23 protein-coding genes and 1 pseudogene are annotated in these 25,195 nt (G+C 62.6%); 9 read left to right on the forward strand and 15 right to left on the reverse strand.

What is annotated here, in order from left to right; all coding sequences use genetic code 11:
• Nucleotides 1-48 precede the first annotated feature (48 nt).
• On the reverse strand, nucleotides 49-591 hold the full coding sequence (locus ACZXDY_RS06295) for a tetratricopeptide repeat protein (RefSeq protein WP_464344882.1): 543 nt from the start codon (nucleotides 589-591) through the stop codon (nucleotides 49-51).
• A gap of 87 nt (nucleotides 592-678) precedes the next feature.
• Nucleotides 679-2,274 (reverse strand): hypothetical protein, encoded by a 1,596-nt coding sequence (locus ACZXDY_RS06300; protein WP_464344883.1) that lies wholly within the window; start codon nucleotides 2,272-2,274, stop codon nucleotides 679-681.
• Between the two features lie 521 nt (nucleotides 2,275-2,795).
• On the opposite strand from ACZXDY_RS06300, the gene ACZXDY_RS06305 reads away from it, so the two are divergent.
• The 4 genes from ACZXDY_RS06305 (at nucleotide 2,796) to ACZXDY_RS06320 (ending at nucleotide 7,438) form a co-directional block, all read left to right on the forward strand.
• A complete protein-coding gene (locus ACZXDY_RS06305; protein WP_464344884.1) occupies nucleotides 2,796-3,782 on the forward strand; it encodes an MBL fold metallo-hydrolase in 987 nt (328 codons plus the stop codon).
• Between the two features lie 670 nt (nucleotides 3,783-4,452).
• Nucleotides 4,453-6,441, forward strand: a complete 1,989-nt coding sequence (locus ACZXDY_RS06310) for a TonB-dependent receptor (RefSeq protein ID WP_464344885.1) — start codon at nucleotides 4,453-4,455, stop codon at nucleotides 6,439-6,441.
• Nucleotides 6,442-6,606: 165 nt separating this feature from the next.
• Nucleotides 6,607-6,867 carry a GlsB/YeaQ/YmgE family stress response membrane protein gene (locus ACZXDY_RS06315; RefSeq protein ID WP_028168090.1) on the forward strand — a complete coding sequence of 87 codons (261 nt, stop codon included), beginning with the start codon at nucleotides 6,607-6,609 and terminating at the stop codon, nucleotides 6,865-6,867.
• 286 nt (nucleotides 6,868-7,153) lie between these two features.
• A complete protein-coding gene (locus tag ACZXDY_RS06320) occupies nucleotides 7,154-7,438 on the forward strand; it encodes a hypothetical protein (protein ID WP_464344886.1) in 285 nt (94 codons plus the stop codon).
• A gap of 26 nt (nucleotides 7,439-7,464) precedes the next feature.
• On the opposite strand, the gene ACZXDY_RS06325 is transcribed toward ACZXDY_RS06320, so the two are convergent.
• The gene (locus ACZXDY_RS06325; protein ID WP_035692188.1) at nucleotides 7,465-8,127 is read right to left on the reverse strand and encodes a hypothetical protein; all 663 of its coding nucleotides are present in this window, start codon (nucleotides 8,125-8,127) and stop codon (nucleotides 7,465-7,467) included.
• Between the two features lie 53 nt (nucleotides 8,128-8,180).
• Entirely contained in the window at nucleotides 8,181-8,369 is a 189-nt protein-coding gene (locus tag ACZXDY_RS06330; protein ID WP_464344887.1) for a hypothetical protein, read from the reverse strand.
• 251 nt (nucleotides 8,370-8,620) lie between these two features.
• Here ACZXDY_RS06330 and ACZXDY_RS06335 point away from each other — a divergent pair, with 251 nt between their 5' ends.
• Nucleotides 8,621-8,953 (forward strand): SMR family transporter, encoded by a 333-nt coding sequence (locus tag ACZXDY_RS06335; RefSeq protein ID WP_028168094.1) that lies wholly within the window; start codon nucleotides 8,621-8,623, stop codon nucleotides 8,951-8,953.
• A 14-nt stretch (nucleotides 8,954-8,967) separates the two neighbouring features.
• On the opposite strand, the gene ACZXDY_RS06340 is transcribed toward ACZXDY_RS06335, so the two are convergent.
• The 6 genes from ACZXDY_RS06340 to ACZXDY_RS06365 all read right to left on the reverse strand — a co-directional run bounded on the left by ACZXDY_RS06340 (nucleotide 8,968) and on the right by ACZXDY_RS06365 (nucleotide 15,004).
• Nucleotides 8,968-9,663: an ABC transporter ATP-binding protein gene (locus ACZXDY_RS06340; RefSeq protein WP_028168095.1), complete on the reverse strand. Its 696-nt coding sequence runs from the start codon at nucleotides 9,661-9,663 to the stop codon at nucleotides 8,968-8,970.
• Nucleotides 9,663-10,412: an ABC transporter ATP-binding protein gene (locus ACZXDY_RS06345; RefSeq protein ID WP_028168096.1), complete on the reverse strand. Its 750-nt coding sequence runs from the start codon at nucleotides 10,410-10,412 to the stop codon at nucleotides 9,663-9,665. The genes ACZXDY_RS06340 and ACZXDY_RS06345 overlap by 1 nt, the downstream gene beginning before the upstream one ends.
• Entirely contained in the window at nucleotides 10,409-11,713 is a 1,305-nt protein-coding gene (locus tag ACZXDY_RS06350; protein WP_464344888.1) for a branched-chain amino acid ABC transporter permease, read from the reverse strand. Before ACZXDY_RS06350 ends, ACZXDY_RS06345 begins: the two co-directional genes overlap by 4 nt.
• Nucleotides 11,710-12,657 carry a branched-chain amino acid ABC transporter permease gene (locus ACZXDY_RS06355; protein WP_028168098.1) on the reverse strand — a complete coding sequence of 316 codons (948 nt, stop codon included), beginning with the start codon at nucleotides 12,655-12,657 and terminating at the stop codon, nucleotides 11,710-11,712. Before ACZXDY_RS06355 ends, ACZXDY_RS06350 begins: the two co-directional genes overlap by 4 nt.
• Before the next feature lie 131 nt (nucleotides 12,658-12,788).
• The gene (locus tag ACZXDY_RS06360) at nucleotides 12,789-14,021 is read right to left on the reverse strand and encodes a branched-chain amino acid ABC transporter substrate-binding protein (protein ID WP_464344889.1); all 1,233 of its coding nucleotides are present in this window, start codon (nucleotides 14,019-14,021) and stop codon (nucleotides 12,789-12,791) included.
• 269 nt (nucleotides 14,022-14,290) lie between these two features.
• Nucleotides 14,291-15,004, reverse strand: a complete 714-nt coding sequence (locus ACZXDY_RS06365; RefSeq protein ID WP_028168100.1) for a hypothetical protein — start codon at nucleotides 15,002-15,004, stop codon at nucleotides 14,291-14,293.
• Between the two features lie 239 nt (nucleotides 15,005-15,243).
• Between ACZXDY_RS06365 and ACZXDY_RS06370 the strand changes: the two are divergent.
• Together ACZXDY_RS06370 and ACZXDY_RS06375 are read left to right on the forward strand one after the other, a co-directional pair.
• A pseudogene (locus ACZXDY_RS06370) lies at nucleotides 15,244-15,383 on the forward strand (DUF2147 domain-containing protein); the annotation flags it as partial.
• A gap of 229 nt (nucleotides 15,384-15,612) precedes the next feature.
• Nucleotides 15,613-16,890, forward strand: coding sequence for a FecR family protein (locus ACZXDY_RS06375; protein WP_464344890.1), 1,278 nt, complete (start codon nucleotides 15,613-15,615; stop codon nucleotides 16,888-16,890).
• A 139-nt stretch (nucleotides 16,891-17,029) separates the two neighbouring features.
• Here ACZXDY_RS06375 and ACZXDY_RS06380 read toward each other — a convergent pair whose 3' ends face one another.
• Together ACZXDY_RS06380 and asd are read right to left on the reverse strand one after the other, a co-directional pair.
• Nucleotides 17,030-17,746, reverse strand: a complete 717-nt coding sequence (locus ACZXDY_RS06380) for an NUDIX hydrolase (RefSeq protein ID WP_464344891.1) — start codon at nucleotides 17,744-17,746, stop codon at nucleotides 17,030-17,032.
• A gap of 151 nt (nucleotides 17,747-17,897) precedes the next feature.
• Nucleotides 17,898-18,767: an archaetidylserine decarboxylase gene (gene asd / locus ACZXDY_RS06385; RefSeq protein ID WP_464344892.1), complete on the reverse strand. Its 870-nt coding sequence runs from the start codon at nucleotides 18,765-18,767 to the stop codon at nucleotides 17,898-17,900.
• A gap of 34 nt (nucleotides 18,768-18,801) precedes the next feature.
• Here asd and ACZXDY_RS06390 point away from each other — a divergent pair, with 34 nt between their 5' ends.
• Nucleotides 18,802-20,466, forward strand: coding sequence for an aminotransferase class III-fold pyridoxal phosphate-dependent enzyme (locus ACZXDY_RS06390; protein ID WP_464344893.1), 1,665 nt, complete (start codon nucleotides 18,802-18,804; stop codon nucleotides 20,464-20,466).
• A 227-nt stretch (nucleotides 20,467-20,693) separates the two neighbouring features.
• Here ACZXDY_RS06390 and ACZXDY_RS06395 read toward each other — a convergent pair whose 3' ends face one another.
• From ACZXDY_RS06395 to ACZXDY_RS06405, 3 genes are all read right to left on the reverse strand, one after another.
• Nucleotides 20,694-21,323 carry a membrane protein gene (locus ACZXDY_RS06395; RefSeq protein ID WP_028168105.1) on the reverse strand — a complete coding sequence of 210 codons (630 nt, stop codon included), beginning with the start codon at nucleotides 21,321-21,323 and terminating at the stop codon, nucleotides 20,694-20,696.
• A 259-nt stretch (nucleotides 21,324-21,582) separates the two neighbouring features.
• Entirely contained in the window at nucleotides 21,583-22,275 is a 693-nt protein-coding gene (locus ACZXDY_RS06400; protein WP_028168106.1) for a class I SAM-dependent methyltransferase, read from the reverse strand.
• Nucleotides 22,276-22,401: 126 nt separating this feature from the next.
• The gene (locus ACZXDY_RS06405; RefSeq protein ID WP_464344894.1) at nucleotides 22,402-23,457 is read right to left on the reverse strand and encodes a glycosyltransferase family 4 protein; all 1,056 of its coding nucleotides are present in this window, start codon (nucleotides 23,455-23,457) and stop codon (nucleotides 22,402-22,404) included.
• Between the two features lie 133 nt (nucleotides 23,458-23,590).
• Between ACZXDY_RS06405 and ACZXDY_RS06410 the strand changes: the two genes are divergently transcribed.
• Nucleotides 23,591-25,024 (forward strand): TAXI family TRAP transporter solute-binding subunit, encoded by a 1,434-nt coding sequence (locus ACZXDY_RS06410; protein ID WP_464344895.1) that lies wholly within the window; start codon nucleotides 23,591-23,593, stop codon nucleotides 25,022-25,024.
• Nucleotides 25,025-25,195: the final 171 nt, after the last annotated feature.

A 25,195-nucleotide genomic window follows, 5' to 3' on the forward strand; every position in this document is an offset into this window, starting at 1 on the left:
CTTTTTTAGCACTTCGGCCGTTGCGGGCCGCGAACGAATCGAAGTCGATCAGCGTTTCGCGACTTTGTCGTACGTTGCAATGATGCGCTTCAAATCGTCATATTCGTTGCATTGTATCAGGCAGATTCGTTCCAGAGCCGCGAGATGCTCATTGGCTTTGGCAGCATCACCTTGCGTCAAGTAGGCTTCGCCCAAATGTTCATGTGCGCTGCGATGCCGGGGATTTAACGCCAGAGCCTGCTGATAATGCCGGATTGCCGGATCGAACTGCCGCAGGCGCCGATAGGCGTAACCAAGGTAGTTCTGAATGTCGGCATTGCGGTCATCACGGAGCGCAGCTGATGTAAGCGCTTTGATTGCTTCATCCCATTCGCCGGCGGCGATCGCTCGTTTCCCCGCCGCGAAATCCGGATCGAGCACCGCCCAATCCGCGGTCTCCACCATCGATCCCATCGTCGAGCAGATCGGCCAGGCGTCGACCGCGATCGCCGCCGCGGACTTGGCGTCGTCTCCACGAGCAGCCGCGACCTGATCGTGCCGACCGGATGCGGTCAGGATGTACGCCGCCGCCACTGCGGTCATCACGCCCATCACGGCGGCGATTAGGATTGATCGCATCATGGTCATCATGCCGGTTAGCCGGTTGCCGCACATCTGTGCGCGGCAACCTCGTTATTTTCACTGCTGCATCATGGATGCCTTGGCCTCGCTGATTTCCACCCGATCCGTGTCCGCGTCTTTCGTCATCTCGGCAAGCTTGCGGTAATACCGCGCGGCTTTCTCCGGCTGATTTATGGCCTTCGCCGCGGTGGCTGCACCGTACAAGCCGCGAAGCCGATTGGGCGCCGACACCAGCGACGTCTCGTACTCCGTCAGCGCTGCTCCCGGTTGCTGCTGTTGAATCAGCAGATCGCCCAACAATTCCCGCATCGGATAGAGTCGGTTCTCCATCGCGATGTGCTTTTCGCTGTCATCCTCCAGGTCCGCCGCCGTTCGCATCAGCTTCAGCGACATCTCCTTCTCGCCCTTGGCTTGCGCAAGCCAAGCCGATACCGCCAACATCTGGATTTCGACTTGGCCCGCCCAATAGGACTGACTTGCGTTGTCCAGCGCAGCGTGAAGCTCCTTAAGTTTGGCGACATCGCGCTCGGCGGCGGCAAGGTCGCCGCTGCGGGCCGATCCCATGGCGCGGGCAAAATAGGTGATGGCCTCGGCCTGTGGAAATTGGCTGCCTCTCGGCTCGAGCACTGCCGCTTCCGTCCATGCCTGACGTTCCAACGCAAAGCGCGCCGGCACCGCCGCAAGAGCGGTATAGCTGGCGAGATAGTCAAACCCGAGCTTCTTTATCGCATTGCTCTCGTCGCGTAGCTGCTTCGCCGGTCCCTCCTGTCCCATCTGCAGCAGGGCGTACTCCATGAAATCCAGATGGTGCGGCTGACCTGGATGTGCCGCCCCAGGCCAGAGCTTCGCGGCTTGCGCTTCGGCGAGCGCGAGCGATTTCGTGTTCGATGCGACCGATTGCGTCCACATCCCGAGCATGGAATAGGTGTGCGAAGGCATGTGCTGGGCATGCTGAGACGCGGGGGCGACCTCGGCATATCTGTTGGCGGCATCAAGACCGCGCTGCGCTAGCGTCGGATAATCGTAGGTGTGGATCAGGTAGTGCAGCACGCCCGGGTGCTCCGGCAGTTTGGCCTCGACCTTTTCGAGGATCGTGCCGGCCTTGAGCTGATTGGCAAAGGTCTTGTCGCTGTGCAGGGCCGTCTCGTTGAGGGCGAGCGCATAAAAAACGGCCGCCTCCGGATCATCCGGATATTTCTGCATCAGCGCTTCCATCGCCTTTTCGTAGGCAAGCCCGCGCTTGGTTTGATCGACTTTGTCAAAGTCCTTGTAGTAAACCTCGATCGCGTTGAGCCAGTCGCGCTCGCGCTCGGTCTTGGCACCGATCGCCTTGCCCTTCTCCACCGCCTCCCATCCATTCTTCAAAGCGGCGGCGGTGAGCGGCAGGATCAATGGATTGGGACGGCTGCTTATGGCGATGCCCCAGTACGCAATCGCACATTGCGGATCGGCGGTCGCCGCTTCGGTGAAAACCTGGATGCTGTCCGGATAAAAGAATGAATGCACCATCGCCAGGCCGCGATCGAATTTCTCTTGCGCCTGCGGCGTACACGAGGTCTCGAAGTGCACGCGGCCAAGTCCTTGCGCCCAGGCCGCGGTGGCGAAGGTGCTCGCCAACAGCGCTGTGACGAACGTTCCCAAATTCGGTCTCATGGCGCTCTCTCCTTTGGGTCGAAATGGCAGTTTCAGCGCAATCACCGCCGCGCGGTCGTGCGCAGTGCAAATGCTCAGTGAGAGACCGGCATAAAAGGATTGTCGGTTTTAGGAGCGTGCGATGCCTGCCGACAGCATGTTTCGCTGCCCATTCGGCTCTAGCGGAGACGTCGGCAAATCCCGTCTCGAAAGGCAGCTCTAGGAAAGCAGGGTACACGATCTCGCGCCCAGCCAAAAGAGGTTGCATGTCGTGCCGGGCGCGGCCTATTCGACCGAACTGATAGCCGAAACGTCCGTTGGGGGCTCAAAAGGCGAAGCGGGCGGGCGCGTCTAACGAGCACAGTCTCTGATGTCGTGCATTCAGAAAATCGCAGCGTTCACTTTCGGAGTAAGCATGATGATCCTGGCTACCGGTCTGAGCGAGCTGGGCCTGTAGCATGACCGTCGCCTGTGAGTGGCTCACGATCGGGCGACGAAGATGAGCTTCAAGACATCCATCGAGTTCAACCGAAGGAGTTATCATGTCCCCGCTCACCTCGCAGATCCTCTCACGGCGCGGCTTCTGCGTATGCTGTGCCGTCGCCGCCGGCGTCGCCACCAGTCGTGGTTGGTTGAGGCCCGCTGAAGCCTTCGCGGAGGCGCGCAACATCGTTGATACGATCCGTGACGCAGCCGCGACGATGCCCATCGAGGTCCACAAGCTGCGCGGCAATGTGACGGTCATCGAAGGCTCCGGCGGCAATATCGCCGTTCTCACCGGCGAGGACGGCAAGCTGTTCGTCGATGCCGGCATTACCGCGACGCGACCGCGCATCCTGGAGGCTGTCAACAGCCTAAGCCGCGATCCGATCAAGCACCTGATCAACACCCACTGGCACTTCGACCACACCGACGGCAATCAGTGGCTCAACGAGGAAGGGGCCGCCATCCTGGCTCACGAGAACACACACAAACATCTGCTGTCCACTCAGAGAGTGGAGGATTGGGACTACACGTTTCCTTCTCCGCCCTTGGCCGCGGTGCCGACCGAGGTGTTCTCTTCGGAAAAGCGCATCAGCATCAACCGCTCCACGCTCAATCTGAAGCACTATGACCCCGCGCATACGGACAGCGACATCTCGGTCAGCTTCGCCGAGGCTGACATCCTGCATTGTGGGGACACCTATTGGAACGGCATCTATCCGTTCATCGACTATTCGACCGGCGGCAATATCGACGGGATGATCAAGGCGGCCGAGCAGAACATAGCCGCCGCCGGAAGCAACACCATCGTCATCGCCGGCCACAACCTGCCCGACCGTGCCAGCGCCGTGAGCAACAAGGACGAGCTGATCGCCTATCGTGACATGCTCGTCGCCATCAGAGAGAAGGTCGCAACGCTCAAGCATTCGGGCCGCGCGCTCGAAGAGACTATCGTAGCCAAGCCAACCGAGCAGTTCGACGCGAAATGGGGCCAGTTCCTGATCACGCCGGCCCTGTTCACCCGGCTGGTCTACGAGGGCGTCTGATACTCCTCAGCGCAGGAGCGTTGCTAGCACGCTCGGCTCGCTTTGAGGTGCAACGAGCTCAAGCTCGGCGCCTCCTCGATGCGGATGGTTTGGACCAGAAGGCGATTTCAGGCGCACAAACTGTGACGCGCAGCGCTCGGTTGTTATCTTAGAATAGTTCTTATTTCTTTTCGCACTCCTCGCCAACGCAACTTCGAACGATTCAAAATTTCGGAGGTGGAATTGCACCGTTCGCCTCGTGTTTAAGTGTTGGTCGCCGCGCGCCATGAAGCTCGCGGCCAACAAGATTATTGGGGCGTAGAGAAACATGATGAGAGTATCGCAGGCGAGGCTTCGGCTATTCGCGTCGGCCAGCTATGTCGCGTTCTGTCTGTCCATCGGCGCAGCGGACGCACAGGCACAGACAGCACCGGGCCAAGGGGGAGCATCCTCTCTGCCTGCAGTTACAGTCGACCCGCCAGAGACGCGGCGACGTCCTGCGTCGCCGGCCGCGCGCAGTTCCACGAGCGCAGGACGAACGCGGCGGACCCAAGCCGCACGCCGGAACGAAACCGCGCCGGCCGCGAGCCCGCCCCCGGCGCCCAGTTTCGGCCCCAGCCAGGACGCTCGCACTGGCACGGTCGGCGTCTATGCCAACAGCACGTCGGTCGCCACGAAGACGAACACGCCTTTGATCGACATCCCGCAGTCCGTCAGCGTCGTGACCAAGGAGTTCATCCAGGACCAAGGATTTCAGACCCTGACCGATGTGACGCGCTACGTTCCCGGCGTGGCCATCCACCAGGGCGAGGGCAACCGCGACGAGCTTGTCATTCGCGGTGTGGACACCAGCGCGAACTTTTATGTCAATGGCTTCCGCGACGATGTGCAGTATTTCCGCGACCTCTACAACGCCCAGAGCGTCGAGGTGCTGAAAGGGCCGAGCGCACTGACCTTCGGACGCGGCGCCGGCGGCGGTCTCGTGAACCGGACGCTGAAGGAGGCGGATGGCACGAGAATTTACCAGGCGGCGGCGCAGACCGGCTCCTACAACGACAGGCGCGTGTCACTCGACGCGGGACAGGCCGTGAACGAGAACGTCGCCGTACGGCTGAACACTTTCTACGAGAACAGCGATACGTTCCGCGACTATGGTCACTTCGAGCGATATGGTTTCAATCCGACCGTGACGCTGAAGCCGACCGACGACACCAAGATCAAGCTGAGCTACGAATACTACCACGATGAGCGCCTTGCGGATCGCGGTAACCCGTCGCTCGGTATTCCAGGCGGCGCCACGCGCTTCAACCCGACGGTACCGTTCGCGCCCAATGGCGATTTGACGACGTTCTACGGCAGCCCAATCTACAACCAGGCAAGGGTCGACGTGCAGACCGGCATTGCCGTGATCGAGCATGATTTCGGCAACGGACTGACGGCAAAGAACTCTACGCTCTACGCCGGCTACAACCGTGGCTATCGCAACGTCTATCCCGGTGGCACCGGCGGCGGTCCAGGCGGCGGCGCAGTGACCCCGGATCTTACGCAGGTGTCGCTCAACGCGTACCAGAACGACACCCCCCGCGAGAACGTCTTCAACCAAACCGACTTCATCTACAAGACGGCGACGGGGCCGGTCTTTCATACGATCGCGTTCGGCACCGAATTCGGTCGAGAGACCGGCCTGTCCAGGCGCGACTCCGGCATCTTCCCGAACAACGGGAACAGGGCTTTCGATGTCGTCAATCCATTCAACCCGACCTATTTCGGACCGGTGCTGTTCACCCACCTTCCGAGCGACGCCAACAGCAAGTACCGGCTGAATATCGCCTCAGGCTATGTGCAGGACCAGATCGAGGCGACCCGTTGGCTGCAATTCTTCCTCGGCGCACGCTACGACAGCTTTGACCTGTCAGCGTTCGATTTCAATACCAACATCAACCGCAGCAGGGTCGATGAGAAGGTCTCTCCGCGCGTTGCAGTTATCGTGAAGCCGATCGACAACCTTTCCGTCTATACCGCCTACAGCACCTCTTTCTTGCCTGCGTCCGGAGATCAGTTCAGCGCGCTGAGCCCTGGGACGCTAATCTTGCAGCCGCAGAAATTCGAGAACACCGAGGTCGGGGTCAAATGGAACATCCAGCCCAAGCTGCTGTTCACGGCGGCCCTGTATGAACTCAATCGTACGAATGTGCCGATTGCCGATCCCAACAACCCCGGGTTCTTCTTCGCCAACGGCGCCAACCAGATCCGCGGGTTCGAGACTGCGGTCACGGGTTACATAACGCCCGATTGGCAAACAGTTTTCGGCTACGCCTATACCGACGCGCGCGTCACCAGCGCGACCTCGCCAACGATCGTGCCCGGCAATCGCGTACAGCTCGTGCCCTTCAATCAGTTCGCCTGGTGGAACAAATATCAGATCGATCAGCGATGGGCCGCTTCTCTCGGCATCATTTACTTCTCGGATTCATTTGCTTCGTCCGACGATACCGTGCGGCTGCCGGGCTTCTGGCGTTTTGATGCGGGCCTGTTTGCAAAGATCGACGAGACGTGGAGCGCCCAGCTCAATGTCGAGAACATCTTCAACACGGGCTACTGGGCGACCGCCGATGGCAACAACAACATCTCGCCGGGCCAGGGTCGCACGTTCCGCGTGCTGGCGCGGGCGAGGTTTTAGCTTCGCTGCCGATTGCACCGTGTCCACAGCCGTAATCCCGGCCGGCCGCGCCGCACAGCGGTCGGCAGGAATGCGCATGACTCCTGTGCAACGCACACACGTTTGTACCAGCGAATCGGCGGGGCGTTGTGATAGCATCGGCCTACAATCACGGGGAGTATCCAGATGCCCGAAGCAGAGATTGGCTGGATTGCAGCAATCATAATTGGTGGCTTGGCCGGTTGGTTCGCCGAGATGTTCATGAAGTCCGGCACCGGCATTCTGATGAACATCATCCTTGGTATCGTTGGCGCCGCGTTGGCAAACTGGCTGCTCGGCCTGTTTGGCATCGCGCTCGGCGGATGGATCGGCTATTTGATCGCCGGATTCATCGGCGCCTGCATCATCATCTTCCTGTGGCGGGCAATCAGGGGCCGCACTGTTTAGACGTGAGAGCGTGGTGACTTTTCTTCGAATCGTCATCCCGCTCTAGCTCTTTGTTTGAGCATGATCTCCGCGCAAACGCTTCGCGTTTGTCGCGAAGGCAAACCGGTCTCCACTTTTCCGGATCATGCTCTAGGGCTTCGGTTCTGGTTGAATCTGAACCGAGCTCTGGATTCGTCTTTTGATGCGTTTCCTTCACGCGAACGGCCATCCACTTCGCTCGAAAGCGCTCTAGCTCTGCATCTGAACAACTAAAAATCGTTCTGCGCAGCACTTAAGGGAGGATTTCGTGGAGCAGATTCTTATCAATCTGGTCGCGGGTGCGATCGGCGGAAACGCGGTGGGAAAGGGGTCCCCGAACTTCGATTTGGGCACGCTGGGCAACACGATCGCCGGCCTCGTCGGCGGCGGTGTTCTGGGTCAGATCATCACGCTCGTATGGCCGGCGATCGCCACATCGATCCAGAGCGGGAATTTCGACATTGGGTCAATCATTGCCCAGCTAGTCGGTGGCGGCGCAGGTGGTGCGATCCTCACGGCCATCGTCGGAGCGATCAAAAACCGATCCGCCTGAAAGCTGAGGCCAACGGCGAGCGCGTGCTATTCTTCTGGCGCCAGACGGACGATCTGGCGCCCGCCATTCATCGCCTTGAGATTGTTGACGTACTCCTCAGGACGCTGCCAGCGGTGAGGAACTTTCAATCCCATGAAACTGGCGATTTCACCGATAAACCCGGTGCAATTGAATGTTTCAGCATTCCAGACCGGTGAATTCGCCTGCAATTTCTTGATGTATGCAAACACGCGTTGTGCGTCCGCCTCATTCAGGTAAACCCGGTAATTCGCGGTCAGGTAGTCCGGATCAAGATCGCCATAGCTTGCCCCGGTCTCTGCTGGCACCAAGGTCAAATGACCGAGGACATAGGCAAAGGTCTCTCCCGCAGGGGTCAGGCCCGCAACCTCGACCGCCCGCTCGCTCGTCTTCCCATACCAGACGAAAGCGTGCCCCCAGCTCGCCGCCGTTCGGGCCCTGAAATCAACGTAGTATGGACCCTTTTCGGATCTCGACGCCGACTTACGTGTCGACCGCGGCGCCGGTTGCGATTCTGTGACCGCGTCATTGGAAACAAGCGCATTCGCGTTGGCGGTGCGCTTGTAGGCCTCCTCCTGAGCAGAAGCCGATTGGATTGTGGTTGGGAGCAAAACAGCGAGAGCTAATCCCGCAAGTAAGCATCGTCCTGATCTCGTCAGGCTGTTTACCACGCTTTGCCCCCTTAACCGTCGACGATAAAGCTCAGGATTCAACGAGAGCCGAATCAGTAACGCGGCGCGACGATAGGCGTCTTGCCGACGGGGGTCTTCCCGACCGGGGTCTTGCCAATCGGCATCTTGCCGATCGGAGCCGCCGGATAGGCGGGCACGGGCTCACGGCGCGGAAGGTCGGCCGCGCTGGCGGCGGTCACCAGGGCGAAGGTCGCGCCCACTGCAATCAAGATCTTCTTCACGGTACTTCTCCCCAACTTAGAATGAACCAGGCGGTAACCTGCGCTCCTCCCGACCATGCACGACGGAATGCGACGGCAGTGCGGCAGATCGGACCGGTTTGAGGAATAGCTTCACAGTGCGGCACATATGACACACACCCGATGCCATCCTCGCGCGGGCAAGACGCAGCAGCGGCACTCACGCAACAGTGAACGTGACGATTGGAGGGATTTCTGATCATTGGGTGCCTCCGGATGAATGGAGGTTTGGAATGCCCCCCTACGCGGTCCTCGCGCTCGCTATTGTTGTCGAGGTTGTCGCAACGAGCGCGATGAAAGCCTCCGCGGGATTCACCAGGCTGGGCCCTTCTCTGTTGGTGGTAATTGGCTACGCTGTGGCCTTCGTGTTACTCGCCAAAACCCTTGATCGCATACCGCTCGGGATCGCCTACGCTGTTTGGGCGGGCGGCGGTATCGTATTGGTCGCGCTCATTGCGTGGGCGATCTATGGACAGCGCCCCGATTTTGCGGGTTTTGTCGGGATGGGCCTGATCGTGGCCGGCGTCCTGGTTCTGAACCTTCTGTCGAAGACATCCGTCCACTGACCGGCCGGGAGCTACTACACCTCAAGCCATTCCTTGCGGACGGCTTCGTTGGCCCTGAGCTCGTCCGGCGTGCCTTCGAACACGATCCGGCCATGGCCCATGATGTAGACCCGGTGCGAAATCCTGAGCGCGATGGACAGCTTCTGCTCGACCAGCAGGATGGCAACGCCCGCCTTCGCGATATGCGCGATCAGGTCACCGACCTGCTGCACGATCAGCGGGGCCAGACCTTCGGTGGGCTCATCGATCATGATGAGCTCGGGGTCTCCCATCAGCGTCCGGCAGGTCGTCAGCATCTGCTTCTCACCGCCGGACAGCACACCGGCGGGCGTATCGGCGCGCGCCGCGAGGTTGGGGAACATGTCGAGCATGTCCTGCAGTCGCCATTTGCCGGGCCGACGCGTGTTCTTGATGCCGAGCAGGAGATTCTGGCGGACTGTCAGCCCGGGGAAGATGTCGCGATGTTCCGGCACATAGCCGAGGCCTAAGCGCGCGATCTTGTGGCTCGGCAGCCCGGCAATGTCCTGGCCCTTGAAACGGATGGTCCCCTGCGGCGCCACCTCGCCCATGATCGCCTTGACGGTGGTGGAACGGCCGACGCCGTTGCGGCCAAGCAGGCTCACCACCTCCCCGGCTGCGATGTCGAGATCGACCCCCTGCAGGATATGGCTCTTGCCGTAATAGGCGTGCAGATCCCTGACCTCGAGCATCAATGCGCCTCTTCGCCGAGATAGGCTTCCTTGACCTTCGGGTTGGCCCGGATCTCCTCGGGCGTGCCGGAGGCGATGATATGGCCGTAGACCAGGACCGAGATGCGGTCGGCAAGGCCGAACACCACGCTCATGTCGTGCTCGACGATCACGAGCGTACGCCCCTCGGTGAGGCGGCGGATCAAGGCGACGGCGCGTTCGGTTTCCGCGTGGCTCATGCCCGCGGTCGGCTCGTCCAGCATGATGACATTGGCGCCGCCCGCGATGGTGATGCCGATCTCGAGTTCGCGCTGTTCGGCATAGGTGAGCAGTCCCGCCGGGACGTCGCGGCGATGGCTTAGGTGAATATCCTCCAGGATCTCGGCGGTGCGTCGCCGCACCTCCGGCAGGTCGTCCACATTCTTCCAGAATGCGTAACGATGGCCAGTGGCCCAGAGCACGGCGCAGCGGACATTCTCCCACACCGTCATGCGGGCGAATACGTTGGTCACCTGGAACGAACGCGACAGGCCGCGCCGATTGATCTCGAACGGCCGCAATCCTGAAATCACATTGCCATTCAGCCGGATCTCACCCGAACTCGGGCTGAGATAGCCGCTGATCAGGTTGAATGTCGTAGACTTGCCGGCGCCGTTCGGACCGATGATGGCGTGGCGCTCCCCCTGCGCGACGCTCAGATTGAGGTCCTTGATGATGCTCACATTGCCGAAGTGCTTTTCGACGGCACGAACTTCGATGGCTGGCGTCACGCGAGATACCCCCGGTCACGGGCGATGCTGGCGGCACGGTCCCAGGCCTCAGCGATGCGCCGCCAGGTGATGCGGGCGACGATGAAGCCGCCGACGACGAGGACGGCCGCTATGCCCCAGGTCGCAGGCGCAGTGGTGTTGAAGGGAATGCCGAGCAGCTTGACGATGTTGCCTTCGCCGCCGGTGACCGTGTAACGCGCCACGGTCTCGATCGACAGGATCACGCCGCAGGCCAGTGCCAGCGTCGGCAGCGCCGCGACCAGATAGGACGGGATCACCATGCCGAGGGTCCCCGCGCGGATCAGCGGCCGGTGCATCATCAGGAGGCCGGCGATGCCGCCCGGCGCGAACATCACGATGCCGATGAAGATGATACCGAAATAAAGCTGCCACACGCTGGTCAGGCTGGTCAGCCCGAGTTGCAGATAGGTCACGAGGATGGCGCCCAGGATCGGACCGAAGAAATAGGAAGCGCCGCCGATGAAGGTCGCGAACAGCACCATGCCGGACTGCACCGCGCCGAGATAGGCGGAGTTCGCGATCTCGAAATTGATGGCGGCAAGACCACCGGCGATGCCGGCAAAGAAGCCGGCAAAGCTGTAGGCGAGATAGCGGACGACGTGAGGATCGTAACCGATGAACTCGACCCGCCCGGGATTGTCGCGGACCGCGTTGCAGATGCGCCCCAGCGGCGTGCGGGTGAGCGCGTACATCGCCATCGCCGAGACCAGCACCCAGAATGCGATCAGATAATAGACCTGGATTTGCGGGCCGAAGGTCCAGCCGAAGATGTGCGGCAGCGCCGTGCGATCGGTGCTGATCCCGGATTCACCGCCGAACACGCTGCGCAGGATCAGCGAGGAGGATCCGACCAGTTCGCCGATGCCGAGCGAAATCATCGCGAACACTGTGCCGGCGCGGCGGGTCATCACCCAGCCGATCAGGAGCGCGAAGACGAGGCCGCCGATGCCGCCGACCAGCGGAATCAGCGGGAGCGGGATCGGCCAGCCGCGCGCTGCGACGGCGTTCATGACGTGGACGGCAGCAAAGCCGCCGAGGCCGTAATGAACCGCATGGCCGAACGACAACAGCCCGGTCTCGCCAAGGAGGATGTTGTAGGACAGCGCGAAGATGATCGCGATGCCGATCAGACTGAAGGAAGTGAGCGAGCCGCCGGAGGAGAAGATCAACGGCAATACGACGAGCGCGATCGCGGCGATCACCCACAGGCCGTAGAAGCGCAGGTTTTGGCCGGATGGCTTCGGAGCGATATCAGACGCGGAGGTCACGGTGCTGGTCATGTTTCGCGCGTCCCGAGCAGGCCCATGGGACGGACGATCAGGATGACCACCAGCAGCACATAGGGCAGAACCGGCGCGATCTGGGCGATGGTGACATTCCAGATATCGGTGAGGACCGAAGGCCCGATGCTTGGATCCAGCGGCCCGAACGTGCTGGCGAGCGAGCCGTTCAGCGCCACCGCAAAGGTCTGCACCAGCCCGATGAAGAGCGAGGCGATGAATGCGCCCGGCAACGAGCCGAGCCCGCCGAAGACGATCACGACGAACAGAATGGGGCCAAGAAGAGCGGCCATATCGGATTGCGTCACCAGCGCCGGACCGGCGATGACGCCGGCGAGACCAGCAAGCGCGCTGCCGACGCCGAACACCAGCATGAACACCTGCCCGACATTATGGCCGAGATGCCCGACCATGTGGGGATGCGTCAGCGCCGCCTGCACGATGAGGCCGACCCGGGTGCGCTTGAGCGCGATCAACAGCGCGACGAAGATCAGCACCGAAATCGCCAGCATGAAAATCTTGTAGGCGGGATAGTTGGTGGAGAAAATCGTGAAGGCCGGAAAGTCGAGCGCCGCCGGCACCCGATAGTCCACCGGGCTCTTGCCCCAGATCATCGAGACGATTTCCTCGATGGCGAAGGCGAGCCCGAACGTCAAAAGCAATTCGGCGACATGTCCGTGCTTGTGGGTGTTGCGCAGTCCGTAACGCTCGACCGCCATGCCGACCGCACCCACCAGTAACGGCGCCAGCACCAGCGCAGGCCAGAACCCGATCCACTTCGTGAGCTGATAGCCGAAGAACGCGCCCAGCATGTAGAAACTGGCGTGGGCGAAATTGAGCACGCCCATCATGCTGAAGATCACGGTCAGGCCGCTGGACAACAGGAACAACAGCATCCCGAACAGGACGCCATTGAGCGTGGAAATCACGATCAGCTCAAGCACGGTTCATCCATTAGCATCTGCCCCAGCGTGATCGCTGGGCAGAGACTCGAAGGCCCCCATTCACTCCGGCAAACAGCCAGCGGCGCAAACGTCCGTCCCGCTCCGATATCGGAACGGGACGGATGCGCCTATCACGGCCGCGTCATCTTGCAGGTGGTCGGCAGCATGGTCTGTGGCGTGTCGATCTTTGCCGCCAGCCGCCAGCCCCAGCCGGTGTTCTCCTCGTCGAACGGCTCCTTCTCGCTGCGGGTGCCGAACGAGGAGATGTAGATCGGCTGGAAGAACTGATGGTCGTCCTTGCGCATCACGCCGCTGCCGCCATCGAGAACATCGAACTTCAGGTCCTCGAGCGCGGCGGCGACCTTCACCGGATCGATCGAGTTGGCTTTCTCGGCGGCGGCCTTGAACATGCGCATCTCGTTCACCGCGCGCGGATACCAGAGCGACAGGCCGACCTTGGCGCGGAACGCCTTCTCGAATTCCATCGCTGCCGGGTTGTCGGAGTTCGGGATGCCTTCGCTGATCTGGAATACCTGATGATCGAGACCGGTCTGCTTGATCGCAGTCGGGCCACCGGCGCCGCCGGCATAATAGGTGTACCAGTTGACCTTGAGCCCGGCATCGGCGGCCGCCTTGAGCAGCAGCGCGAAGTCCTGTCCCCAATTGCCGGTCACCACGCTATCGGCGCCCGAGGCCTTGATCTTGGCGACATAGGGCGAGAAGTCGGTGACCTTGAGCAGCGGGTGCAATTCGTCGCCGACGACCTGGATATCGGGCCGCTTTTCGCCGAGCATCTTGCGCGCCTGGGTCCGAACCGACTGGCCGAACGAATAGTCCTGGTTGATCAGGTAGACTTTCTTGATGGCCGCATTGCCCTTCATGTAGTTGGTCAACGCTTCCATCTTGATGTCCGAGTTGGCATCCCAGCGGAAGTGCCAGAAGCTGCACTTCTCGTTGGTCATGCTCGGATCGACCGCGGCATAGTTGAAGTAGAGCACTTCCTTGCCGGGGTTGCGCGTGTTGTGCTTGGTCACGAAGTCCGCCAGCGCCGCGCCGACGGAGGAGCCGTTGCCCTGGGTGATGTAGTGGGCGCCTGCATCGATCGCCTTCTGGGCCTGGATGAGGCTTTCCTGCGGATTGGTCTTGTTGTCGAGCGGTATGATCTCGACCTTGTGGCCGAGAATACCGCCCTTGGCGTTCAGCTCATCGGCCAGATATTGGAACGTCTTCAACCCGCCTTCGCCGACACTGGCGCCGCCTCCGGAGAGAGGATCGATGTAGCCGATCTTGATGGTCTCCTGCGCGTAGGCGGCACCACCGAGCATCGGCAGGGCCAGGGCAATGACCCTCGTTATTTTGAGCATTTTTTGTTTCCTCGCTTGCGTCTACTCTAGCGCTAGCGCCTGTTGCGCAGCACAATTTCGGTCATACTGAGCAGAATGATCCTGCGTTGACAAGCCCGACGTCGGGCGGATTCCGCTACCGCGGGCAGAATGGCTCGCGCGGGATCTAAATGGCGTAGCTCTATCGGTAGTTCGCGTGCCGTGACCTCGCAATCGCGAGGTGCGAGCGCCGCCCATCCCGAGTGGATGACGTCAGCGGCAGCGGTTCGGGCGCGTGCCCCCAGCCTGGCTCACGCGCGAAACTGGCGTCGGTAGAGGCCGGGTTCGCGATCGATGCGGGTGGTGAGGTCGTGCGCCCGCTGCGTCTCTTCTGATGTGAACGCCACGGTGCGCGCCGTCCAGTTCTCGCGCCTCACCGGAATGCATTGCGCGATCGGCGTGCCCTTCGGCAGCACGCCGCAGAAATTCACGTCGTGCCAGTAAGCGGGAAAGTGAATCCAGTTGTCGTGATAGCGATCGCAATCGACGAGGCCCGTCAGCGTGGTGAACGGCAGGTCGGGGCGATTGAACGGATGCGTAAAGAGCACCGCGTAGCCTTCCGGCGCTTCGATCGTCCAGAGATTGTGGAATTTGATCAGGAAGCGATCGGCCTCGAACAAGGGCGAGCCAATCACCTGGCTCGCATCATGAAATCCGATCGGCGACCGCACGAAGCTGACCGAGCCGCCCGGCGGCAGCTCGTTGTCCCAGGTGATCTCGCCGTTCTCGAATCTGACATCGCACATCAGCGGGATCAGGAAGCCTGAGGTCATGGCATCGACAAAGGGCGGACAGCGCTTGACGGTGTTCTCTTCGCGCAGGTTGAGCGCGTTGAAGGCCTGCGCCGGCATCGTCTTCAGCCAGTCCGGCAGCCCGAGCGCGGCCCGGATCGGCGGTGGCAGCACCCCCTCCAATTCCGCGGGGCAGCGGAAGGTCAGTGTCTGGGAGAGATCGGTATCGGGCACTTTTCTTGGTTATCGTTATGTGCGCTGTCGCTGGTTCGGCGCGCGACGAGGCTGCGCTGCTCCGGAAATCCGCGGCATACTGCCACACGCGGAACCGGACGGAAGATGGGGAGGCGTGAGGCCTGCCATGCGTGAGGCACGCCGAACATGAATTGTCGGTAATGAAATCCGCGGCAGCGGTCGCGCTTGCGGCTGGCGAGAGTCCGGTGAGAGGTAACGCAGGGTGGATGCGCATGGCCGCCGGCCGCATCCATGATCCCACAGCGGCCGCAACTACGACTCGACGATCGCGATGAAGGGTGCAAATGCGCTGCGCGTCCAGGGCTGCGCCTTCGGCGGCATGTTCTGCGGCGGCCAGACCTGGAAGCGCGTGAGCTGACGAGGCACCGTGTCATTCCGGGGCGTCCGAAAGACGAACCCGGAATCCATTTCTCCGCTCGCGCCCGTGGTCCAATGGATTCTCTGATGTGCACTTGCACGTCATAGCTCGCGACTTCGTCGCGCCCCGGAATCAGGGCTGAGACATGGCGCACCTATTCATCCGACGTTCAGCCCGGCGCGGCTGATATTGCCGCCCTCGCCTGTCGTGGCCTCACCGGGAATCTCTTGTGGCACAGCGCCGTCTCTCATTCGCGCTTCTGCTTGCGATCGGATTGTTGTTGAGCGGCGCGCCCAGTTCGCCGACCACAGCCGACTCGATGCAGTTCGCGCAGGCGCAGTCTTTGCCGACTCCTCCCTCACAGACTCCCGCCGCACAGGCCATTCCGACTCCCGCAGCACCGGCGACAGATGCGCAGCGACCCGCCGAGCCGATCGGCAATGTCGCCGATCTCGCCGGCAGCGCCAGTGTCACGCGCAACAACGCGACGACGGCGCTGCAGATCAGGGACGACATCTTTGCCGGCGACGTCGTGGAGACACGGGCGAAGTCGACGCTCGGCATCACCTTCAACGATGCCACGACGTTCAAGCTGTCGGCGAGCGCCAGGATCACGATCGACCGCTATGTCTATGACGAAGGCGGCAAGCAGAATGCCGGGATGTTCGACGTCGCCAAGGGCACGCTCGCCTTCGTTGCCGCTGGCGTCGCCAAGACCGGCGACATGCGGATATCGACGCCGACCGCGACGCTCGGCATTCGCGGCACCACCGGCCTGGTCGAGGTGCCCGAGGGCGCGACCGCGACGTCCAACAACGTTGCCATCAAACTCTATCCGGACGCCGACGGCCGCGTTGGCCGGATCGAGATCAATGACCGCGGCGGTGCACAACTCGGCACGCTGACGCGCGGCGCCAGCGGTTTCACGATCCGGCCCGACGGAGTTGGTGGTGCGCGTTTCGCCGCGGTGCCGCTGACGATGTCGGCGCTGCAGATCCAGCGCGACCGCGGCTTCGTCCGCCAGCTCTACACCACGCAGAATTTCGGGCGGCAGCTCGTCAACGAGCAGCGCGCGTTCCGCCGCGCCAATCCCGGCGTGCCCTATCCGAACCGCGGCCAGCCGTTCCGGCCGGGTCCGCAGCGGCAGAACATGTTGCCGGGCCGGCAGCAACCCGGCGGGCCCGGCCGGCAGGGCTTGCAGCAGCGACCGGGCTCGCCGCAGCAGGCGCGGCCGTCGCGCGGCGACCAGCACGTACTGCCCGGTCAGCCCGGCGGCGCCGCCTTGCCGCGTAGCGGACAGCAAGGAGCTCCGCAGCAGGGCGGACAGCCACGCGCGCCGCAGCGCGTTGGTCAACCGCCATCGATCCGCCAAGGACAACCGCAACGCGGCGGACTCAGGCAGGGAGCACCCGGCGTGCAACGCCCCGGATTGCTGAACCGCCCCACGGTGCAACCACGACGGCAATTTCCATTGAGAGACGGCAGGAAAGAACGGCGCGGCGATTGAAATTCCGCTCGGAACTCAGCCCGGGTGCAGCGAACGCGTAACCTGGGACATCTGCGGCAACGTTTACGAGCGGTCCCGGGTTACGCTGACGGTCCACCCGGGCTGCGGCGCGGTTCGTGTGGAGAGAGTTTTGGCGCGCTCAGGCTGCGCGGCGGAGCCAGTCCCTGACGCGCTCGATGAAATTCCTGCGCGGACGGTGGGCATCGATGACAACAGGCTCGATGTCAGGCGCAAACGACGGCTCGAGCTCGGCCTCGGGCGCTGGAGCCGACATCGCGGGCTCCACCGCCTCGGTGGCAGAGAGCGGCTCCTCCTGCGCGATGGGCGCATCGAGCTGCGCGGGCTCGGGCACAGTTGTCGGTTCGCTGACCGAAGGCGGCGTGACTGTGCGACGGGGCCGCCGCGTTGCCGGCTTGGCCGCCTTGCGTCGCGTGGCTTCGCTGAGGGCCGCGGCCTGCAGCGCGATCGGACCGACATTCTCGAGGAACGCACGCTCATGATCGCGCGACAGCCGCTCGAGAGCTTCGTCAAGCGGCAGCCAGTCGACCGCCTTGATGTCATACATCAATTCGCAAGCCTGCTCGTCGCCCGCTTCCATGCGCCAGTAATGCACGACCTTGTAGCGGCCGCCGGAATCGTAGACCAGCGTGCCCAGGAATTCGTGCACGGACACCTCATGCCCGGTCTCTTCCAGCACCTCGCGCTCGGCGGCCGCGCGCGGCGTCTCGCCGTCGTCGAGCTTGCCTTTGGGCAGCACCCATTCGTTCCGCTTGCGCAGGCGCACGACCGCGATCAGCGGCGTCGCTTGCCGCCGCAGCACAATGCCTCCCGCCGCCAGAACAGGCGCCCGTGCCATCCTTGCTCCCGAATTGCCCGAATGCCGAATCGCGTCGGCAGCATATAGGAGCTTCCAGCGGCAAAATCGAGATTGGATCGCGAGGAGATTGACCGGCCTCATGGTTCGAGACGCGCTACGCGCTCCTCACCATGAGGGGAGATAGCGCGCTCTACGCCGAAGGTTTTCTGAGCAGCGGCTCGCCGGCGCGGATGCGGGCGCCGTCGGTAACGTTATCGCAAAATTCGAAATGATCGGGGGCGAGCACGATGATGGTGGAGCCGTGCTCGAACCAGCCGAGCTCGTCGCCCTTGTGCGCACTGGCGTCGCACGGGAACGTGACCGGGCCCTTGGTCTGCGCATTCAGCGTGCGATCCAGGAAATGCAGGCGGATGCTCGCGACCAGGATCGCGGCGACCGGCACCAAGGTCAGCGGCTCGCCGTTGGAGAGGTGGGCTTCAAGCACCGCGCGCTCGTTCTTGCAGAACAGACGCTCGACCCGCTTCAGCGCGATCGGATTGACGTTCCAGACGTCGCCATGGATGAAGGTGACCTTCTCGATCCGGCAGTCCGCGGGCGCATGGAACCGGTGATACATGCTCGAGGTCAGCCGCAAGGTGATGAAGCGGCCGTTGCGGTGCTGCTCGACCAGAGCGGGATCGCCGAGCAGGTCGAGAAGCGCATAGGGCGCGCCCTTGATCTGAAATAGTTTGGAGTCCTCGATCCGGCCATGGGCGCCGATGATGGCGTCCGACGGGCTCGCGATGACCGCGGGGTCGGGATCGAACGGCCGCAGCCCGGGCCGCAACTCCCGCGTGAAACAGTCGTGCAAGCTCTTGAATTCGGTCTTCTTGGCCTCCGACAGGTCGAGGTCGGAGAACAGCCGCCAGCAGGCGATCGAGAGGTCACGCACCACCGGGTTCTCGATCTTGGAGAACCAGCCCATGAAACGGGTCACGGCCGCCCGGGGGATGCGGTTGGTCAGCAGGAAATTCAGGTCCTCCTGCTGGGTTATCGACGAAATCAGACCTCTGACTGTCATGAATCTGTTAGCTGCCGACGTTAGCGCTTCTGGCATGGAAACATCCCTTCCGATTCTCTCGCTGTCCGCCGCCGCGATTGCCGGCGCCGCTGCAGCTTTCCCCAAAATTCAGGCCCGCCTGGCGCTGTCGCGTGCCAAGCATCGCTCGCTGACCGGACATTCCAAGATGTCCAAGATGGTCGCGCGGCTGGTGCCTCATTACGAATTCGACATCGACAAATTCTTCGCGGTCGATGGCGCGCCGCGCGAGATCGCGATGCAGCGGCAGGACGGCTTCTTCCGCCTCGCCGGCCTCTACGCCCAGCGCTATGCCAAGGGCCGGCAGATGACGGCGGAGGCCGCGCAGCACATCTCCGACCTGCAGTTCACCGAGAGCTACCGCGTGCCGTTCCAGTTCAGCCGGCTGGTGCGCGAGCATCTGAGCACCAGTTCCTTCATGCAATCGTCCTCGGGCGTCACCGTTACCGATGTCGACGGCAACGTGTTCTACGATCTCACCGGCTCCTACGGCGTCAACATCTTCGGCAATGACTTCTACAAGGAGTGCATCACCGAGGGTGAGAAGCGCGCCCACGCGCTCGGGCCGGTGCTCGGCCCCTACCACCCCGCTATCCTCGACAACGTCAAACGGCTCTGCGCGATCTCGGGCCTCGACGAAGTCTCGTTCCACATGTCCGGAACGGAAGCCGTGATGCAGGCGGTGCGGTTGGCGCGCTACCACACCCGCCGCACGCATCTTGTCCGCTTCGCCGGCGCCTATCACGGCTGGTGGGGCGACGTGCAGCCCGGCGTCGGCAACCCGGTCTCGCCGCACGAGACCTATACGCTCGCCGACATGTCGGAAAAGGCCCTGCATGTGCTCCGCACGCGGCGCGACATCGCCTGCGTCCTGGTCAATCCGCTGCAGGCGCTGCATCCGAATTCCAACGCGCCCGGCGATTCCGCCCTGGTCGACAGTTCCCGCAGCGGCAGGTACGACCGCGCCGCCTATACCGAATGGCTGAAGAAGCTGCGCGAGGTCTGCACCGAGCGCGGCATCGTCTTGATCTTCGACGAAGTATTTGTCGGCTTCCGTATCGCCGCCGGCGGCGCTCAGGAATATTTCGGCGTCCGCGCCGACATGGTGACCTATGGCAAGAGCCTCGCCGGCGGCCTGCCGGTCGGCGTGGTCTGCGGCCGCAAGGATCTGATGCGGCGCTTCCGCGACGACAGGCCCGCCGACGTCTGCTTCGCCCGAGGCACCTTCAATTCGCACCCCTACGTGATGACGGCGATGGATGAATTCCTGAGCCGACTCGCCAGCCCGAATTTCCGTTCGGTCTATAACGGGCTGGACGAGACCTGGAACGGCCGCGCCAAGCAGCTCAACGACCGGCTGACCGCAGCGGAGCTCCCGGTCCGCGTCTCCAATCTCTCGTCGATCTGGATGGTCCATTACACCGAGCCGTCCCGCTACAATTGGATGCTGCAGTACTACCTGCGGGCCGAAGGGCTGGCGCTGAGCTGGGTCGGCACCGGGCGCCTGATCTTCGGCCTGAACACCAGCGACGCCGATTTCACCGAAATCGCCGACCGCTTCGTCGCCGCCGGCGAGAAGATGAAGCGCGACGGCTGGTGGTGGCAGAAGCCCGGCGTCACCAACAAGGACATCAAGCGGCAGATCCTGCGCGAGATGGTCGCCGGGAAGTTCGGGCGCTAGGCGCCTTTCTCTCCCCCTTCGCTTGTCATTCCGGGGCGATGCGAAAGCATCGAGCCCGGAATCCATTGCGCCATCCGCGCCTGCTGCCAGATGGATTCCGGGTTCGCGCTGCGCGCGCCCCGGAACGACGGTGCCAGTGACAGGGCCTGAGACGAGCATGCCCGGAACTGGCCCGGGCATGACGCGAGTGAACACAGCGAAGTCAATTTGTTATCGGCAGTAGGCACTCAGGCGTGCTTCTCTTCCAGCTCGCCAGCGAGGTGCAGGCCGGGATCGATCAGCTCGCCCTTCAGGAGCGCCAGCGGCGCCTTGTGATAGAGCATCAGGTCGTGGAAGGGGTCGGTGATGATCTTGGTCATCCAGACCAGGCCGGTCTCGATGTCGCGGATGAAGAACAGGTGCACGGTGCGGAAGAGGAGACCGCCGATGCCGACCGCGAGCCAGATCTTGGCGACCTGACGGGTGAAGTCGAACACCGTTTCCCAGGGCGCGAACAGGCCGAACAGGGTCGGATCGGCGAACAGCACCAGCGGCGACAGAGCCCAGATCGCCATCAGCACGACCTTGCGCTGCAGGTTATAGCCGACCTTGATCTCTTCCTTGTGCTCATGGGTCGCCTGGTTGATGTGGTCGTAGCCCCGCGGCTCGAAGAAGAAATGACCGGCCTGGCGCGAGGTCATCGAGACCAGCCAGCCGACCAGCGCCGAGATCGCCGGATCGAAGAACAGCATCACATAGGCAAACAGGAAGCTCAGGGCGCTGACGAAGTGCAGGCTCTGATTGATCCGGCTGTGATGATAATAGCGGTGGTCGTCCCAGCGCTGGGTACGCAGTTCCTGCAGAAAATTCTTGATCATTCTTTCCCCCAAGAGGATTTCGGGACGTGCTTACAGAGATTCGATGTACGCCGTGTGACATCATCATAATGACATATGACACGACGCAGCAACGCGGTGACGCAATGGGAGACTGTCTCCCCCTCATCCTGAGGAGCGCGGAACGCGCGTCTCGAAGGATGAGGCCACCAGCGGGGCCTCATGGTTCTCCAGGCGAAGCGAAGCTTCGTCGGGAGACGGCGCCCAAAGGGCGCCTCCTCACCATGAGGGTCAGGCAGGCCTAAGCGGCCTTAGCCACTTCAGCCTTGCGGAAGCGGACCAGCGAGAAATGGCCGAGCGGCGGGATCAGGCGGCGCTCCGCCAGCTCCACGCCCTTGGCGCCGGCAAGCCACTTGGTGTAGCGCGACCAGGCGAACTCGGCGGTGCGGAAGCCGAGCGGACGCACGACCGGCTGCAGTTTCTGCTCGATGAAGCGGCGCACGCCGGCATCGGCGCTGACGCGGGTCAGGATGATGAGCTCACCGCCCGGGCGCAGCACGCGCGCGAATTCGTCGAGCGCGGCTTCCGGATTCGGCACGGCAGTGACGACATATTGCGCCATCACCACGTCGAACGAGTTGTCGGGAAATTCGAGCTTCTCGGCGTCCATCACCGCGAGCCCCTCGATATTCTTCAGGCCGAGTTCGGCAACCCGCTTCTTCGCCTTGTCCAGCATCGCTTCCGAAATGTCGGTGCCGAAGATGCGGACATGCGGCGCGTAAAGCGGCAGCGAGATGCCGGTGCCGACACCGACCTCGAGCACACGGCCGCCGATCTTGTTGGTCGCCTGGATCGCCGCGGCCCGGCCCTTCTTGAACACGCCGCCGAACACGAGATCGTAGACCGGAGCCCAGCGGTCATAAGCCTGCTCGACCGTCTCGCGATCAAAATCCAACTGGCTGCTTCCGTCGAGTTTGATGATGTTGTCTGCCATCGAAGATACGCCTTCTAGTTCGAGAGCGGGGGTGACTCTTCTGCGAAACGTCGTCCCGCTCCCTCCTCTTGTTTAAGCATGATCTCTTCGGAAAACCGGTTCCCGCTTTTCCGGATCATGCTTGAATTAACCTTGCACCGCACTCCGGCCGGCGACGCGCCGGGTCGAACGCAACACCCTGCTCGGCTGCAACGCCGAGAGATTGCCGATGAATTGCCGCGCGCTGTTCTCCCAGGAACGTTGCAGCGCGAAGTTCCGGCACGCCTCTCGCGACATCGTGAGCGCGCGCAGGCACGCGCTGCGCAGATCGTCATCGATCGCGCCGATCGGATGATCCGAGATCACGTCCTTCGGGCCGGTGACCGGAAACGCCGCCACCGGCGTGCCGCAAGCCAGCGCTTCGAGCTGAACCACGCCGAAGGTGTCGGTGAGACTCGGGAACACGAACACGTCAGCCGCGGCGAGATGCGAGGTGAGGTCCTGCCCGGTCTTCTCGCCGAGGAAGACGACGTTCGGATATTTGCGCGCGAGTTCCGCTCTCTGCGGGCCGTCGCCGACCACGACCTTGGTGCCCGGCAGATCCAGCGACAGGAACGCTTCGAGATTCTTCTCCACCGCCACGCGGCCCATGGCCATGAAGATCGGCCGCGGCAGATCGAGCTCGGCCGGATGATCGGGATTGAACAATTCGGTATCGACGCCGCGCGTCCAGAAGCCCAGCTTGCGAAAACCGCGTTCGGCCAGTTCCTGGCGGAGCGAGACTGTCGCCACCATCGTCATGGCACCAGCGGCATGGAAGCGGCGCAGTATCCAGTAGCCGACGCTGGCCGGAAGCCCCGTACGGACCGACACATATTCCGGAAAGCGCGTCGTGTAGGAGGTCGTGAAAGCAAGCTTGTGGCGCAGGCAATAGCCACGCACCGCCCAGCCGATCGGGCCTTCGGTCGCGATATGGATTGCCTCGGGTTCCGCCGCCTCGATCCGCCGCGCTATTTCGCGCCGGTTCGGCAGCGCCATGCGCAGCCCCGGATAGGTCGGCACGCCCAGGGACGGAAACCCTTCCGGTGTCAGGAAAGTGATCTCGGCGCCGAGGCCTGCCGCGCTACGCTGCAGCGACGTCAGCGTGCGCACCACGCCATTGACCTGCGGATGCCAAGCGTCGGTTGCAACTAATATCCGCATCTCGAAAACCCGAAGTGTTAATGATTCTTCGGGGCAGAAGTTCTGACATTGATATTTCAGGCGTATGACGTCATCGATATGTAAGGAAGGTTTTTCGGGCAGCTCACGCTTTTTCGGCCAACATGACAGAACGATGTCAGAGACAAGCGAAGATCTGGCTCCAAAGCGCCCGCGGCGGAAGCGAAAAAACTATTCGCTGCTGATCCTCGCGGCCGGCCTCTTCCTGTTCGGCGTTGCCGCCAGCACGCTGTATTATTTTCTGCGGCCCGCGACGCTGACGATCGCGGTCGCCCCTCCCGGCAGCGACGACCAGAAGCTGATCCAGGCGCTGGCGCAGACCTTCGCCCGCGATCAGAGCCCGGTGCGCCTGTCGACGGTCGTGACCGAGAACGCCGCAGAAAGCATTGCGGCGTTGACCAGATCGAAGGTGGACATGGCGGTGGCGCGCGCCGACCTCAACCTGCCCGCCAACGCCGATGCAGTCGCGATCCTGCGCAAGAATGTCGTGGTGCTGTGGGCGCCTTCCGGCCTGCGCGCGAAGGGATCGAGGCGACCGCCGACGCCAAAGATCAAGAGCCTCGACGATCTCGACGGCCATCGCCTCGGCGTGATCGGACAGACGGACGCCAATGTCACGCTGCTGCGCGTGATCCTGAAGGAGTCCGGCGTCAATCCCGACAAGGTCGCGGTGACGCAATTCGCCGTCAACCAGACCGCCGAAATGGCGCGCGATATGACGCTCGATGCCTACATGGCGGTCGGCCCGCTCGACAGCAAGATCACCGCGGGCGCGATCGCCGCGACGGCCGCCGCACGGGGCGCGCCGAAATTCCTGCCGATCGACGTTTCCGAGGCAATCGCCGCGAAGCATCCGCTCTATGAATCGGCGGAGATCGCGGGCAGCATCTTTTCATCCTCGCCGGCCTGGCCCGACGACAAGGTCGAGACCGTCAGCGTCGATCATCTCATCATCGCGCTGCACTCGTTCTCGGACACCTCGATCGGCGCTTTCGTGCGCCAGCTCTTCAACGTGCGCCAGCAGCTCGCGCGCGACGTGCCGGCGGCCGCGAACATCGAGAAGCCCGACACCGACAAGGACGCAGCACTGCCGGCACATCCGGGTGCAGCCGCCTATATCGACGGCACCGAGCGCACCTTCCTGGACAAATACAGCGACTACATCTGGTTCGCGATCCTGGGCCTGTCGGGCCTCGGATCGGTCGGCGCCTGGCTGCGGCATGCCTGGCGCCGCAACGAGCGCGACCGCTATCTCGATCATCGAGACAGCCTGCTGGCATTGATCACCAAGGCACGGCAGGCAGAGACGCCGGACGCGCTCGAGAAGATGCAGAGCGAGGCCGATGGCGTGCTGCGCGAGGCGCTCGACTGCTACGACGACGGCGCCATCGAGGAAGGCGACCTTTCCGCGATCGGGCTCGCGCTCGACCAGCTTCACCACGCCGTCGCCGACCGCCGCACCATGCTCGGCATCGCTCCGCCAGACGCGCCGCGCATGCGCGACGCACTTCCCCCTCTCCCCGTTCTTACGGGGAGAGGGTCGGGGTGAGGGGCTCTCTCCGCGAACGCGGTTGGCGAATGGATTCGCGGAGGCCCCCCTCACCCGAAATTCGGGCTGCGCTTGAATTTCGACCTCTCCCCGCTAAAGCGTGATGGCATTAGGTTCGATAACCTGAATTTTCGAGATAGTTCGCGCATTCTTCAGAGGTGAATGCTGGCA

It is taken from the genome of Bradyrhizobium sp. LeoB3, assembly GCF_055456055.1.

Excerpts from the sequence above, each read along its gene's own strand:
- ACZXDY_RS06295 (WP_464344882.1), bottom strand. The coding sequence starts at position 591 with ATGGGCGTGATGACCGCAGTGGCGGCGGCGTACATCCTGACCGCATCC.
- ACZXDY_RS06300 (WP_464344883.1), bottom strand. The coding sequence starts at position 2,274 with ATGAGACCGAATTTGGGAACGTTCGTCACAGCGCTGTTGGCGAGCACC.
- ACZXDY_RS06305 (WP_464344884.1), top strand. The coding sequence starts at position 2,796 with ATGTCCCCGCTCACCTCGCAGATCCTCTCACGGCGCGGCTTCTGCGTA.
- ACZXDY_RS06315 (WP_028168090.1), top strand. The coding sequence starts at position 6,607 with ATGCCCGAAGCAGAGATTGGCTGGATTGCAGCAATCATAATTGGTGGC.
- ACZXDY_RS06335 (WP_028168094.1), top strand. The coding sequence starts at position 8,621 with ATGCCCCCCTACGCGGTCCTCGCGCTCGCTATTGTTGTCGAGGTTGTC.
- ACZXDY_RS06340 (WP_028168095.1), bottom strand. The coding sequence starts at position 9,663 with ATGCTCGAGGTCAGGGATCTGCACGCCTATTACGGCAAGAGCCATATC.
- ACZXDY_RS06350 (WP_464344888.1), bottom strand. The coding sequence starts at position 11,713 with ATGACCAGCACCGTGACCTCCGCGTCTGATATCGCTCCGAAGCCATCC.
- ACZXDY_RS06360 (WP_464344889.1), bottom strand. The coding sequence starts at position 14,021 with ATGCTCAAAATAACGAGGGTCATTGCCCTGGCCCTGCCGATGCTCGGT.
- ACZXDY_RS06380 (WP_464344891.1), bottom strand. The coding sequence starts at position 17,746 with ATGGCACGGGCGCCTGTTCTGGCGGCGGGAGGCATTGTGCTGCGGCGG.
- asd (WP_464344892.1), bottom strand. The coding sequence starts at position 18,767 with ATGACAGTCAGAGGTCTGATTTCGTCGATAACCCAGCAGGAGGACCTG.
- ACZXDY_RS06390 (WP_464344893.1), top strand. The coding sequence starts at position 18,802 with ATGGAAACATCCCTTCCGATTCTCTCGCTGTCCGCCGCCGCGATTGCC.
- ACZXDY_RS06395 (WP_028168105.1), bottom strand. The coding sequence starts at position 21,323 with ATGATCAAGAATTTTCTGCAGGAACTGCGTACCCAGCGCTGGGACGAC.
- ACZXDY_RS06400 (WP_028168106.1), bottom strand. The coding sequence starts at position 22,275 with ATGGCAGACAACATCATCAAACTCGACGGAAGCAGCCAGTTGGATTTT.
- ACZXDY_RS06405 (WP_464344894.1), bottom strand. The coding sequence starts at position 23,457 with ATGCGGATATTAGTTGCAACCGACGCTTGGCATCCGCAGGTCAATGGC.
- ACZXDY_RS06410 (WP_464344895.1), top strand. The coding sequence starts at position 23,591 with ATGTCAGAGACAAGCGAAGATCTGGCTCCAAAGCGCCCGCGGCGGAAG.